The following is a 14,615-nucleotide window of genomic DNA, read 5'->3' on the forward strand; positions in this document are numbered from 1 at the left end:
ACCACGGCGGTCCCGATCCCCTGCCCCCGGTACGCAGGAAGCAGGGCAATGTCCACGACGTGCGCCCGCGGCGGCGCACCCAGGGCACGCTGCAGCAGCAACCGGCCGGCCGGTTTCCCGTCCACGACGATGACCGAGTCCTCCGCCCCCGGGAACTGCTGGCGGTAGGAGGTCTCCCGGGCCCGGAACTGCAGGTCGAGCAGGGCCTCGAGCTGGCCGGGGGGCAGGGGCAGCACCGCCAGATCCTGCCGGGTCGAGGCGTGCAGCGCCCGGAGGAAGGACTCGTCGCCGGACTCCGCCGGGCGGAGCGCCACGGGAGGCGCCACCTCAGCCGCTGGCGCTGATCCCGATGACCGGCTTGTTCAGGTGCTGGCCGCCCATGCTGCCCAGGAAGGGGGCGTCCCCGAAGGCGAACACGCCGCCATCGGAGCCCACCAGCCAGTACCCGGCCCCGTCGCTGGTGGCGGCGATGCCCACAATGGGGGCCGCCAGGTGGATGCCCGCCAGGGACCCGAGCGCCCCGGCGTCGCCGAACGGGGACACCGTCCCGTCGGAGCCCACCAGCCAGTAGCCCGCCCCGTCGGCGGTGGCGGCCATGCCCACGATGGCGGCGTGCCCCCCACCGGCCGACCCGAACGACTGGGCGTCGCCGAAGGCGTACACCGTCCCGTCGGAGCCCACCAGCCAGTAGCCCGCCCCATCGGGGGTGGTGGCCATGCCCACGACGTGCCCGGCGATGCTACGCCCGCCGGTGGACCCGTAGAAGCCGGCGTCGCCGAAGGCGAAGATGCCGCCGTCGGAGGCCACCAGCCAGTACCCGGCCCCGTCGGCAGTGGCCGCCATCCCCACGATCGGGGCATTGAGGTGCAGGCTTCCGGTGGACCCGTAGAAGCCGGCGTCCCCGAAGGCGAACACGCCGCCGTCGGAGGCCACCAGCCAGTACCCCCCACCGTCGGGCGCCGGCACCATGCCCACCACCGGGCGGTTCAGGACCATGCCCCCGGTGGACCCGTGGAAGGCGGCCCCTCCGAAGCTGAAGACCCCGCCGTCCGACGCCAGCAGCCAGTACCCGGCCCCCCGCACCGCCGTCATGAGCTGAGCGGTGTTGTAGGCCGGGTTCGGGTCGGGCTGGTCGGCGCTCACCGAGGCGGAGTCGGTGAGCGTCCCTGCAGCCCGACCCGAACCCGGCGTCACGGTGATGTGCACCAGGGTGTGCTCGCCGGCGGGCAGCGAGCCGAGGGAGCAGGTCACCACGTCCCCGGCCGCCGTGCACGATCCCTGGCCGGGCGCCACCGGACCGAGCCCCACGCCGCCGGGCAGGTGGTCGGTGAGCTGCACGCCGGTCGCCGTGGCGGGCCCGGTGTTCACCACCAGGACGCCGTAGGTGAGCGGCAGCCCGGCGACCGCCCGGTGCGGGCCGAAGATCCCCAGGGACAGGTCGGCCATGTCCCGGGAGGCGACGGTCTGCCCGCCGCTCAGGGTCCCGGTGCTGGGGGAGAAGCCGGCGTCGCCCGGGTAGGCGGCGGCCACGATGTGCACCCCGGGGCCGAGGTCGCCGGTGGTATAGGCCGCCACGCCTCCGGACATCGGCACCGGACCTCCGGCGGCGGCCCCGTCGATGGTGAACTGGACCGCCCCGGTGGGCACGCCGGCTCCGGGCGCCACCGGGGCAATGGTGGCCCGGAAGGTCACGGCGTCGCCCGCCACTGACGGGTTCTCCGAGGAGCCGAGGTTGGTGGTGGTGGCCGCCCGGCCCACCTGCTGCCCGCCGCTCAGCGACCCGGTGCTGCCCAGGTAGTCGCCGCTGCCCGAGTACTGGGCGCTCACGGCGTGCTGGCCGGCGGCGAGCGAGCTGATGGTCCCGGTGCCCGCCACGCCGCCGGACAGGGACACTGGGCCACCCAGGGGGGCGCCGTCGAGGGAGAACTGGACCGTGCCGTCGGGCGTGCCGGCTCCCCCGCCGGTCGCCCGGACCGTGGCGGTGAACGCCACCCGCTGCCCGAAGGCCGAGGGGTTCGCCGACGAGGCCACATCGAGACCGGTGGGCGACCGGGTGACGGTCTGGCCGCCGGCCAGCGGTGCGCTGCTGGGGCTGAAGTTGGCGCCGCCCAGGTAGAGCGCAGACACGCTGTGGTTGCCGACCTCGAGCCCGCCGGCGGGCGGCGAGACCGCCTGGCCGGCCTGGCCCCCGCCGAGGTCGACCGGGGCGCCGAGGTTGGAGCCGTCCACGACGAACTGCACCGACCCCACGGGCGTCCCCCCGCCGGGCGCGACCGCAGCGACGGTGGCGGTGAAGTGGACCTCGGCGCCGAAGACCGACGGGTTGTCCGAGGAGGTGACCCCGGTGGTGGTGTCCGCCCTGGCCACAGTCTGGGTGACCGACCCGGTGGCGGGCAGGTAGACGGCGTTGCCGCTGTAGGTGGCGGTCACCGCGTGGTCGCCGGTGGCCAGCGTGGTGAGGGCATCCGAGGTGCCGATCCCGCCCACCAGGGGGACGGGGGTACCCAGGTTGGCCCCGTCCACGCCGAACTGGACGGTGCCGGTGGGCGTCCCGTCGGTGCCGGTGACCTGGGCGGTGAAGGTGACGGGCTGGCCGAAGGCCGAGGGCGTGACCGATGACGTCACCGACATGCCCGGCGCCAGCCGGGACACCACCTGGGCGAAGGCGGCCGAGGTGCTCGGGTTGTCGTTGTCGGTGCCCGCGTAGGTGGCCGTCACCGCGTGCGTGCCCACCGCCAGCGAGGTCGTGGCGGCGGAGGTGCCCACCCCGCCGGCGAGTGGGGCGGGGGTGCCGAATGCCGACCCGTCGAGGAAGAACTGCACGGTCCCGGTGGGCGTCCCGCTCCCGGGCGGGAGCGGCGCGACCTTGGCGGCGAAGCTCACCGCCTCGCCGAAGGCCGACGGGTTGACGGTGGAGGTGACGGTGGTGGCGGTGTCAGCGGGCTGGATCTGGATGACGACGGGATCGGTGGAGCCCGAGAAGTTGGCGTCCCCCAGGTAGGTGGCATCGACGCTGTAGGTGCCGGCGGGGAGGGCGCCCTCCTGCAGGGTGGCCACGCCATGGGCAAGCGCCACCGGTGCCCCCAACGCGGCGCCGTTCGCCAGGAACTGGACGTTCCCGGTCGGGGTGCCGGCACCCGGCGGGACGGCGGTCACAGTCGCCGAGAAGGTGATCGGCTGGCCGTAGCGCGCCGGGTTGGGGGCCGCCGTCAGGGCGACCGTGGTCGCGGCCGCGTCCACCACCTGGGTGGCGGATCCGGTGCTGGCGGCGAAGCTCCCGTCGCCGCGGTAGGTCGCGGTCACCGTGTGGGACCCGGCTGCCAGGCTGGCGATGGGCGGCGACACGGCCACTTGCCCCGCCAGGGGGCTGGTGCCGAAGGCGACGCCGTCGGCGAAGAAGTCGACCGACCCGGTGGGCTGGCCGCTGCCCGCGCCTGCGGCGGCGACGGTGGCGGTGAAGGTGACCGGCTGGCCGAACACCGTCGGGCTGCGGGCGGACGTAAGTGCGGTGGCGCTCCCGGCTTTGTCCACCTCCTGGCTGAAGGTCGCCGAGGTGCTGGCCGAGAAGCTGGCGTCGCCCGAGTAGGTGGCGGTCACGGGGTGCGTGCCCACCGCCAGGGTGGCGATGGCGGGCAGCTCGGCGCTTCCCGACGTGACGGTGGCGGTGCCGGCTGAGGTGCCGTCCACGAAGAACTCGACGCTGCCCGTCGGGCTCCCGGCCCCGGGAGCGACCACGGCGACCGCCGCGCTCAGCGTCACGCCCTGGCCGGTGACCGACGGGTTGACCGACGAGGTCACGGTGGTGGAGGTGCCTGCCCGATCCACCATCTGGCCCCCCGCCAGGGTCCCGGAGCCGGGCGCAAAGCTCAGGTCGCCGCCGTACGTGGCGGTGACGGTGTGCCGCCCCACCGCCAGGGAGGCGATCGGCGCCAGCCCGGCCGATGCCCCCGCAGACCCCCCGGCGAGGGCCACCGGGGCCCCCGAGGGCCCGCCGTCCACGAAGAACTGGACCGTGCCGCTCGGGGTTCCGGCCCCCGGGGCCACCGGGGTGACGGTGGCGGTGAAGCTCACTGCCTGGCCGAAGACCGAGGGGCTGGCCGAGCTCGCCACGCTGACCGTGGTCCCGGCGGGATCGACGTGCTGCGCCGTGGTGGCATCCGAGGCGGCGAAGTCGGCGCTGCCGGCGTAGTGCGCGCTGATGACGTGGTCGCCCACCAGCAGGGCGGTGCCGGTGACCGACGCGCTGCCCCCGACCAGGCCGACCGGCGCTCCGAGCGGGGTCCCATCGGCCAGGAACTGCACGGTGCCGGTGGGAATGCCCGCTCCCGGGGCCACGGCGGTGACCGTCGCCGAGAACGTCACGGCCTCGCCGAAGACCGACGGGTCAGGTTCGCTGGTCATGGAGACCGCCGTGCCCGCGGGGTTCACGATCTGGCTGGTCCCCCCGGTGCTCGGAGCGAAGGTGGCGTTGCCCCCGAAGGTGGCGGTGACCGCGTGGGTGCCGGCGGCCAGGGTGGCGAGCGGTGGGGACACGGCGGTCGAGCCGGAGAGGGCGGCGCTCCCGAAGCCAACGCCGTCGGCGAAGAAGGTGACCACGCCTCCGGGCTGGCCCGACCCGGGAGGAGCCGGGGCCACGACGGCGGTGAAGGTCACCGCCTGCCCGAAGACGCTGGGCGAGGCGGCCGGGCTCACCGTGGTCACCGAGGCGGCCCGGTTCACCGTCTGGCCCACGTTGGGCGAGGAGCTGGCGCTGAAGTCGTCGTTGCCGGCATACGCGGCGGTGATGACGTGGCTGCCGACGGTGAGCGTGGCCAGGGGCGCCGTGGTCGCCACGCCGCCCACCAGGGCATCCTGCTCGACGAGCGCCCGGTCAACGAAGACCTGGACGGTGCCGGTCGGGGTGCCGGAGCCGGGGGCGACCGCCGTGACCGTGACGGTGAAGGTCACCGGCTGGCCGGCCACCGACGGGTTCACCGAGGCGCTGACCGCGGTCGCCGATCCGGCCCTGGCCACCCCCTGCCCCCCGGAGAGGGTCGCACCGGCGGCGGCGAAGCTGGCATCTCCGCTGTAGGTGGCGGTCACGATGTGGGTGCCGACCGAGAGCGCGTCGAGTGTGACGGCCGCCGACCCGGAGGCGAGCGGGACCGGGGCACCCATGTTGGTGCCGTCCACGCCGAACTGCACCGAGCCGGACGGGCTGCCGGCGCCCGGCGCCATCGGGCTCACGGTGAGGGTGAAGGTCACCGGCTGGCCGAACACTGAGGGGTTGGTCGAGGAGGACAGGATGCCCGCCACGCTCGCCTGGTCCACCACCTGGCCGCCCGCCAGTTGACCGGTGCTCGGCCCGAAGCTGGGCGCTCCCAGGTAGGTGGCGGTGACCGTGTGCGTTCCCACCGCCAGGGCGGCGGTCGGGGGCAGGGCCGCCACGCCGCCGGTGAGCGGCAGCGGCCCACCCGCCGGAGCCCCGTCGATGGTGAACTGGACCGAGCCGGGCGGGGTGCCGTGGGCCCCGGCGTCCACCTGGGCGGCGAAGGCGACCGGCTGGCCGAAGACCGACGGGTTGGCGGTGGAGGTCACCGTGGTCGTCGTGGGGAACCCATTCACCACCTGGGTCACCGGTGCCGACGTGCTCGCCAGGAACCCGGGGTCGCCCAGGTAGGTGGCAGTGACGCTGTGGCTCCCGAGCGTGAGCGAGGTCAGGCCCGGGAGGGTGGCGAGCCCGCCGTTGACTGCCACCGGGCTCCCGACGTCGGCCCCGTCCACCGCGAAGCGCACGGCACCGGTCGGTGTGCCGGCGCCCGGGGCGGTCACCGTGACGGTGGCGCTGAAGGTGACCCCCTCGCCGACCAGGGACGGGTCCGGCGCCGTCCCCACCGTGATGACGGTCCCGGCCCGGTTCACGGCCTGCCCGCCAGCCAGGGTGCCGGTGCCCGGGGCGTAGGTGGTGTCCCCGCTGTAGGTGGCGGTCACGGTGTGGGCGCCCACCGCCAAGGTGCCGAGCGGGGTCGAGCTGGCCGACCCACCGCTGAGCGGGACCGGAGCCCCGAGGAGGCTCCCGTCCACCGCGAACTGCACGGTCCCACCCGGCGTTTCATTCGGCGTGCCGGTGAACGTCGAGGTGACGGTAGCCGTGAACGTCACAGTTTGGCCGGTGACCGACGGGCTGGCAGTCGACCCGAGGGTCACCACGGTCGGTGCCCGCTCGATCACCTCGTCGGGGCTGAGCTGCCCGCTGCTCCCGTTCAGCAGCGGGTCCCCGCTGAAGGCTGCGGTGACGGTATGGCTCCCGGGCGCCAGCGCCGAGGTGGCGAGCGTGGCGACCCCGCTGCTGTCCACCGGCTGGGGCGCCCCGATCGGGACCCCGTTGTCCTTGAACTGGACGGTTCCCCCGGGTGCAGCCGCCCCGGGGGCGGTCACCGTGACCGTCGCCGAGAAGGTCACGGCGTCGCCCACCCCGGCGGGGTTGCCCGACGTCCCGACGGTGGTGGTCGTGTCCGCCCGGTGCACCACCTGGCCACCGGCCAGCGTGGCGGTGCTGGCGGAGAAGCCGCTGCCGCCCGAGTAGGTGGCGGTCACCGTGTGAGTGGCGGGGGCGAGGCCGGTGTCCACGTCCGACTGGGCGGTCCCGGTGGCCACCGGTGCCGGCGAGCCGAACGGGGAGCCGTCGATGAAGAACTGTACGGTCCCGTCGGTGGGCGCAGGCGGGGTGGAGCCCGGAGAGGCCGAGGACAGCGTGGCGGTGAACTGCACCCCCTGGCCGACCACCGACGGGTTGACCGAGGAGGACAGGGCGGTGGCGCTCCCGGCCACGATCTGGAGGGTCACCGGCAGGGTCTGGCTGTCCGCGGTCACCTGGGAGCCGGCGCTGCCCAGGGTCGTCCCGCCGGTAAACCCGCTGGTGGCGACCCCGTTGACGAAGGCGGCGGGGTCGGCCGCCAGGGTGCCGTTGGTCGCCCCTGAGAACACCGTGGCAGTGGCGGCGGGGAAGGTGGGCAGGCCGTCGAGCGAGCCGGCCGGCAGGGGTCCTCCGCCGCTCTGGCCCAGGAGGTCGGCGGTCAGGGTGGCCGTGGCCCCGGGGGCGATCTGGCCCGGGGACGCCCCGGCGCGCAGCTGCAGCCAGGGGCTCGTCGCCGGCGTGGCCGAGGACGCCACCATGCTGTCCCCGCTCACCGCGCTGCCCGGCCCGCTGTTGCTCCCCCACCAGTTGTCCACGGCCGAGACGCTGCCCGAGCCGGACTCCTCGATGGCGGCGCCCTGGGAGGCGCCGTTGCCGGCGAAGCGGCTGCGCGAGACCGTGAGGTCTCCGGTCTGGTTGAAGATCGCACCGCCGATGCCCCGGGTGTCCGGGTTGAGCGCCGGAGCACCATCAATGGCCTGGTTCCGGGTGAACTGCGACAGGGAGATGGAGCCGGCGGATTCCCCATCGGCCCAGATCGCCCCACCCTGGCCTTCGGCTCCGAGCGCCGACCCCGCCGTGTTGGCGTCAAAGGTGGAGCTCGTGACGGTGAGCGTGGCGCCTTCGAAGTAGACAGCCCCGCCGGGCACCCCGCCCCCCGGGGCCGCCACCGCGGTGTTGTCCGAGAAGCTACTTCCAGTGATTGCCAGGGTGCCGCCCCCGTCGAGGTTGTCGAACTGGATGGCCCCGCCGGCCCCGGCGGTCGCGTGGTTGCCGGTGAAGGTGGAGCCCACGATGGTGAGATCGCCCGCCGGGTTCATGACGATGGCCCCGCCCGAGCTCCCGGCGTTGCCGACCAGCCGGCAGTCGGTGAAGGTGGCCGCGTCGCCGTTCGCCCCGGTCTGCAGTGCCCCGCCGCCGAAGACCTGGGCGTCGCCCCCCGAGATCGTGAGGTCCTGGAAATTAGTGGTAATGCCGGGCAGCACCGGGGTGACGAACACTCCGGCGGCCGGCGTCGCCTGGACGATGGCCGAGGAACCCGGCACCGGGCTGGCCCCCTTGATAAGTGTGAAGGTATTGGCGGCGGACCCGAGGGTGAGCGCCCCGTTGGTCAGGGTGATGGTGCCCGAGGGCAGGTCGATCTCCACCGGGCTCGCCGCCGAGGAGGCCAGGAGGTTGGCGGCGCCCACCGCCGCCCGCAGCGTGGTGCACGATCCTGCCGAGCAGCTGCCCGCGGCGTCACCCAGCCCGGTGACGGTCAGGACCTGTGCGCTGGCGTCCGCCACGGGGTGCAGCAGGGCCACCGTCAGCCCCACCAGCAGGGCGACCATCCCCCCGACAACGGTGCTACGAAGGCCCCACCTCCGGTGTGGTGCCGCGTCCATGCCTCTGACCTCCCCTTGAGCCCCGGCTATGAAGGTTTACTTGAAACTTGTTGCGTCCCTACCGGACCTAGTTGTGACTCGATCGCGCTACTTGCGAAGGAACGCATTGCATCGTTGTAGTTTGCATGCCGAGAAGGCAGAAGTCGCGGAAATCCGCGACTATTTCTGGAGCCGAGTCCGTACAATCGGGCGGATGGATATTGCTAATGGATATTGAGGACGACCGGGGGCGCACCCTTGAGGAGGTGACGCTGCACCTCAACCCGGCTGAGGTAGCCGACCTGCTGGTGGGGGCGTCCTCGCTCGATGACGGCGGGGCGGACCATGCGGTGGTCCGGGATCCGGAAAGCGGTCGGAGTGTCGCGTTGTATCTGGCGGGCGAAAATGACAAGACGCCTCTGGAGCGCCAATCGGACTGGTGGGTGGGACCGATAATCTTGATCGTCGTGCTATTCCTGGCTGTCGGTGCCTACACCATTGCCCGGGGCCTCATCCACACCGTCTTCTGATCCCGCCGTCGTTGTCACCCTCAGATTCGTTCACGTTTTGAGTCGAAGGGCTCCCGGCACCACCGAGAACGACGCCGGCGTGCTCCCGAGCAGCTCGCCGTCCGCCTCCACCCGGAGCGGCCTTTTGGCAGTTATTTCCACGTTGCGGGCGCGGTACTCCTTGATGGAGGGCGAGGGCAGGTGGGTCCCCTTGAAGATCTTGGTAATTGTCGCTACGTAATCGGCCTTGTTGCCGATCTGTATGAAGACATCGAAGCGACCGTCGGCCGGGCTGGCCTTGGGGGCGACATGCATGCCGCCGCCGAAGAACTGGCAGTTAGCCACCACCAGGTTGGTCACCCGCCCCTCGTACGGCTCTTTGGCATCGCAGGTCACCGTGCCCTTGGTGGCCTTGAACCCGCCGAGGGTGAGCCAGAAGCCCATGAGGTAGCGGGTGCGCCCGAGGCGCCGGGGCAGCTTCTCGGCCCGCTTCACCACGTCCGCCCCGAAGCCGGCCTCGGCGATGTTGGGGAACCAGCGGGTGGCCTCCCCGCCCTCGGTGGTGAAGGTCACCTTGCCGACGTCGATGTCCATGATGCTGTCACCGGCGAGGTGGTGGACCCCGCCCGAGGCATCGTCGGGCAGCCCGAAGGTGCGGGCGAAGTCGGACCCCGACCCGGCCGGCACCACCCCCAGCACCACCTCCGGGTTGCGGGCGCCCTCGGGCCCCATCATCCCGTTGACGGTCTCGTGGATGGTCCCATCCCCGCCGACGGCGATGATGTAGGTCCACCCCCCGTCCACCGCCGCCCGGGCCAGCTCCACGGCGTGGTGGGCGCGCTCAGTGACGTGGATCTCGAAGTCGAGCCCGGCCTCGGCCAGGAGCTTGCCGAACTCCTCCGGGTGGCGCGCCCCCTTGCCCGCGCGGCGGTTCACGATGACGTACGCCTTGCCGAACGGGGACCCCACGAGGCCCGGATTCTACGCCAGGAACCGCTGTCCTTCGTGGCGGTGTCCGGCTTACCCCGCTTGGCGATCGGAGCGCGAAAACCCCCAGGAACCTGGCCGGGGCGCCGGGGCCGAGACCCGCTGCCCACACGCCGAAATGAGCACTCGCTCCCGGCATTCCGCCCCCGCCGGCCATAGTTGGCGGCGTGGTGCCGCCACTGGCTGCTCCACTCGTGCAGGTAGGGAAGGCGCGGCCCCCGGCTCCCGATCGCTGAAGTGGCTCGGGAAGCCCTCCCGCCATTCTTGTGAGCATGAACCACCACATAGGTGGCTCAGCGTCACAGGAAACTCCGGAAGGGGCGCTGGCTCCATCTCCAAGCGCCGCGCCAGTGACGCCCGGCCCCCGTCGCAGGGTGAAGAGGGTACGGCTCGGCTGGATGGTGGAGCGTGGAGGCCCGGCCCTAACGGGGCGGGGGGTCCTCCCAGTCGTAGTGGGCGGGGCCGAGCTCGACGGTCTCGGTTTGCTCCTCGTACAGCCAGGCGTCCTCGGGCGGGAACCCGGAGCTGCGGGCCCGGGTGTCGGGGGGCGGCTTGGCTGCCTCCTCGATCACGCCCCGGGGCACCCCCGAGAAGCGGCCGTCCTTGCTGTAGAGCCCACAGATGACGTCGACTAAGTTCATGGATCCCCCGAGGTAGCGGCTCAGGGTGTCGGTGGGCTCCACCGGGAAGCCGAGCTGGGCGGTGTGTGTGGCATCGGGGTCATGCTCGGCGCCCACCACCGAGGCGTCGGGGCGGATGAAGGTGAAGACCCCCGGGGCGGCCGCCACGATGCGGTAGCCCCCCTCGTGCACGGCGACATGGTGGGGCCAGCACAACAAGGCGAGGTTGGCCAGCGAGGTCTCCCCGCCCTGCGCCCAGTGGTGCAGGTGGTGGCCCTCGAGGTGGCGGGTATGGCCACAGCCGGGGAACACGCAGCCCCCGTCCCGGGAGCTGAGGGCACGCCGGATCGGGGTGGGGATGCTCCGGCTGCGCCGCCCGATGGACAACGGGTTGGCCTCGGCGTCCTCCACCACCGCCACCACCGAGGCATCACAGGAGATCCGCCGGGCGGTCTCGGGACCCAGGGGGGCGGCATGGCGGTGCCCGGCCTCCAGCTCACAGCGGGCCTCGGCGTCGGGGCGATCCCCGGCCAACAGGGCGGCGTCGACGTGCACCACGACCTCGGCCCGGGCGGTCCCCGGGCGGGAGGTGAGCTGGCGGTCCCGGGCGGCCTCGCACAGCGCCACCAGGGCATCGGCCTGGCGGGCCTGGATGGGGTGCTGTGCCGTCCCAACCGGGGAGTCCTGATCCTCTAGCTCCCCGGCTTCGGCCTTGGCCTCGGCGCACACCTGGGTGATGGCCGCCTCGATCACCGCCCCGGCCTCGGGGCCGAAGGTGCCGGTGAGGTGGAAGAAGCCCTCGTCGTCGAAGCACATCGCCAGGCGGCAGGCCTCCCGGGCGTCCATCACCTTTTGGTTCTCGGCCTCCTCGGAGAAGGTGGCGAGCAGGTGGCGGTACTTGGCCACCGCCCGGGCGAGCATGGAGCCGGTGGTCACCCGGGCCAGGGTGATCAGCTCGTCTTGCAGCTCGGGGGTGGCGATGCGGGCGATGGCCGCCACCTGGGTGAGGCACAGCTTGCCCTCCGAGAACGCCTCCCGGATCTTGGGCAGCTCGCGGAGGCGGCGGGACAGCGCCACCAGCTCTCGGGCCGCCCGGGGGGCCATGCCACAGCGGTAGCCCAGCCAGGTGGCGGTCTCCGAGGTGCCTTCCCAGTGCTGGGCGGCCTCGAAGGCCGTCAGCCAGCACAGCAGCTGGCACTGCCCGGCCGCCACCTGGCCCGCCAGGGATACCACCGCATCCCCCAGGGCATCGGCACTCCACCCCTCGGGCGGGAACAGATCCGCGGTCGGTTGCTCGAACATGTGTTCTAGTCTACCACACCCAAGCCGCGAGCATGCAAGGGATGTGGCAAAAAATCTTGAAAATCTTTGAGCAGTGAGCCAGGAGGCCGCTGGAGGCTGGCGAAACCAGAAGCTGCCCCCTCAGATCGCCCCCGCCAGGGCCACCACGCCCCGGTTCAGGCCGTCCACCGCCTTCCCGAGGGCAGCGGCGAGCTCGGGGCTGCCGGCGGCGTCCCGGAGCTGGCGCAGCAGGTCGATGGTCTGCTTGCAGGTGCGGATGAAGTCGCCCGCGGTCAAGCCCTCCTCGGTCAGGACCTCCTCCAGGGACACCCCCCCGCACCAGCGGTACATGATCTCGGCAAAGCCCGCCTCGGTCCCCCGGGTCAGCTCCAGCCCGGCCCGGCGCTCCCGGCGGCGGATCTTCTCGTACTGCCGGGTGATGAGGGCGTAGGCCCGCCGGGAGGCGGCGGTGGGCAGGGAACCCACCACCTCGAAGGGACCCCGGCTCTCAAAGACGAAGGTGGAGACCAGGGCAGCCAGCTCGCCCGGGTCGAGCCCGTCCAGCCACCCGCCCATCAGCGTCTCGGCCACCAGGAGGTCCGCCTCGTTGTAGATGTGGGCCAGCGTCCAGCCCTTGTCCGACAGCTCGAAGCCGGACACGTAGCCGAAGTCCTCCAGCACTTCCAGCACCCGGTGGAACTTGCGCGAGATGGTCTCGGACCGGCCCCGCACCCGCTTGCGGAGCTGTTCGTTCTCGGCCTCCAGCCGGCTGGCCCGGGCGGCCCACTGGCCATGGAGCTCCAGGTCCGGGCAGCGCTGGCACGGGTGGGACAGGACCTGGGAGCGTAAGCGGGAGAGGTCGCCGCCCTCCCGCTCCTCGGGGAGGGGCTCGGGTTCCCCGGCCTCCGGGGGCAGGTGCAGCCCTTCGAGGGCGGAGGCCAGCCGCTTGCGCAGCTCCTGGTCGATCGCCTGGGGCGGCTTGGGACGGGACGGCTCGCCGGGCGACAGCGGCAGGTTGCCGGCGGGCCGGGGCGGGTGGGGGAAGTCGGCGGCGGTCAGGCGGATGAGGCGGCGGTGGGCCGTGATGGCCAGCAGGCGGGGCTCGCCCCGCTTGGAGCGCTCGACGCCCACCACGACCACTGGCCCCCGCATCTTGCCCGTGGGGATGACGTAGACCTGGCCCGGGCGGGCGGCGGCCAGTGTGTTGCGGGTCTGCTCCCGGCCCTCGGTCTGCTGCCAGCGGGCCAGCGAGCGCTCCAGCCGGGCGGACCGCTCCCGCAGCCGCCAGTACTCGGCGAAGTCGCCCCGGTCGCACTGCATCTTCTCCCGGTAGGACTCGAGGAAGCCCTCGTTGCGCTCGATGAGCCGCTCCAGCACCACCACGTCCTTGTCGGCGTGGTACTGGGCGAACGAGGAGTTGAGCAGGTGCTCGGCCTGGGTCTGCGAGTAGTTGCGCACCAGGTTGGTAGCCATGTTGTAGGAGGGCTGGAACGAGCTGACCAGCGGGTAGGTCCGGGTGGAGGCCAGGCCGGCGATCTGCTGGAAAGGGATGTCGGTCTGGCGCAGCACGACGGCATGGCCCAGGGCGTCGATCCCCCGCCGCCCTGCCCGCCCGGTGAGCTGCGTGAACTCCCCGGCGGTCATCATCTCGTGGCGCTCACCGGTGAACTTGGTGAGGCTCTCGATCACCACGGTGCGGGCGGGCATGTTGATGCCCAGCGACAGGGTCTCGGTGGCGAACACCGCTTTGATCAGGCCGGCCTGGAACAGCTCCTCCACCGTCTCCTTGAACACAGGCACGTGGCCGGCGTGGTGGGCGGCCACGCCCGCCAGCAGCGCCTCCAACCACGTGTGATAGCCCAGGACCGAGAGGTCCTCGTCACTCAGGCGGGCGCAGCGCCGCTCGGCCAGCTCCCGGATCCGGTTGCGCTCCGGGGCGTCGGTCAGCCGGAGTCCGTCCCGCATGCACTGGGCCACCGCCGCGTCACAGCCCTTGCGGGAGAAGATGAAGTAGATGGCGGGCAGCAGCCCCTCGCCGGAGAGCAGGTCGACCACCTCCGAGCGGCTCGGACGGTGCCGGCGGGGGCGGGGGCCGTGGCGGTGGTCCCGGGGCCGGCGGTGATGCGTCTCGAAGCGCGACTCCAGCCGGCGCACTTCCGGGTTGGGGACCAGTTCGGCCCCCTCCGCGTCGCCCGCGTCCCCTCCGCCGGCAGCGACGAACATCGGCAACAGTTGGTCTTCCAGCAGGTAGTGGGCCTCGAGGCGCACCGGCCGGCGCTCCTCGATGACATGGGCGGTCGGCCCGCGCAGGGTCTGGATCCAGTCGGCGAACTCCTCGGCGTTGGACACCGTCGCCGACAGCGACACGATGACCACGTCGAGCGGGAGGTGGATGATCACCTCCTCCCAGACCGCACCCCGGTACGGGTCCTGCAGGTAGTGGACCTCGTCCAGCACGACGTAGCGCAGGGCACCCAGCAGCTCGGAGCGCTCGTAGATCATGTTGCGCAGCACCTCGGTGGTCATCACCACGATGGGTGCCGTGGGATTGATGGCGTTGTCGCCGGTCAGCAGGCCCACGTTGCCGGCGCCGTGCAGGGCGACGAAGTCGTTGAACTTCTGGTTGGACAGCGCCTTCAGCGGGGTGGTGTAGAAGGCCTTGCGGCCCTCGCGAAGGGCCAGCCAGAGCGCGAACTCGGCCACCACGGTCTTGCCCGAGCCAGTGGGCGCGGCGACCAGCACCGATTCCATCCGCCCCAGGGCCTCGAGGGCCTCGACCTGGAAGTCGTCGAGCTCGAAGGGATACTGGGCGGCGAATTCGGCAGCGTCTAGGCTCCCCGAGGAGTTTTCAGACGGCCGCCCGGGAAGGGGTGCCGGTCCCTCAGGGGGCTGGCGGAGCGGATCGCTGATCATCGACGTGCCGCGGGCGTTGGACGCGGGCCCTCGACCCCCACAGTAC

6 protein-coding genes are annotated in these 14,615 nt (G+C 72.6%); 1 reads left to right on the forward strand and 5 read right to left on the reverse strand.

Features of this window, described 5'->3' with window-relative positions:
- Both VFW71_00945 and VFW71_00950 read right to left on the reverse strand, forming a co-directional pair.
- A partial coding sequence (locus tag VFW71_00945; protein HEU5001332.1) for a GNAT family N-acetyltransferase occupies positions 1 to 314 on the reverse strand: 314 nt, incomplete at its 3' end.
- Positions 315 to 327: 13 nt separating this feature from the next.
- Entirely contained in the window at positions 328 to 8,280 is a 7,953-nt protein-coding gene (locus VFW71_00950) for an Ig-like domain repeat protein (GenBank protein ID HEU5001333.1), read from the reverse strand.
- Positions 8,281 to 8,486: 206 nt separating this feature from the next.
- On the opposite strand from VFW71_00950, the gene VFW71_00955 reads away from it, so the two are divergent.
- A complete protein-coding gene (locus VFW71_00955; protein HEU5001334.1) occupies positions 8,487 to 8,789 on the forward strand; it encodes a hypothetical protein in 303 nt (100 codons plus the stop codon).
- A 30-nt stretch (positions 8,790 to 8,819) separates the two neighbouring features.
- On the opposite strand, the gene VFW71_00960 is transcribed toward VFW71_00955, so the two are convergent.
- The 3 genes from VFW71_00960 to VFW71_00970 all read right to left on the reverse strand — a co-directional run bounded on the left by VFW71_00960 (position 8,820) and on the right by VFW71_00970 (position 14,569).
- Complete coding sequence (locus VFW71_00960) at positions 8,820 to 9,737, reverse strand: diacylglycerol kinase family protein (GenBank protein HEU5001335.1); 918 nt, start codon at positions 9,735 to 9,737, stop codon at positions 8,820 to 8,822.
- Positions 9,738 to 10,177: 440 nt separating this feature from the next.
- On the reverse strand, positions 10,178 to 11,677 hold the full coding sequence (locus tag VFW71_00965) for a DUF222 domain-containing protein (protein HEU5001336.1): 1,500 nt from the start codon (positions 11,675 to 11,677) through the stop codon (positions 10,178 to 10,180).
- A 120-nt stretch (positions 11,678 to 11,797) separates the two neighbouring features.
- The gene (locus VFW71_00970; GenBank protein ID HEU5001337.1) at positions 11,798 to 14,569 is read right to left on the reverse strand and encodes a DEAD/DEAH box helicase; all 2,772 of its coding nucleotides are present in this window, start codon (positions 14,567 to 14,569) and stop codon (positions 11,798 to 11,800) included.
- Positions 14,570 to 14,615: the final 46 nt, after the last annotated feature.

Source organism: Actinomycetota bacterium (genome assembly GCA_035765775.1).
GTDB lineage: Bacteria > Actinomycetota > CADDZG01 > JAHWKV01 > JAOPZY01 > DASTWV01.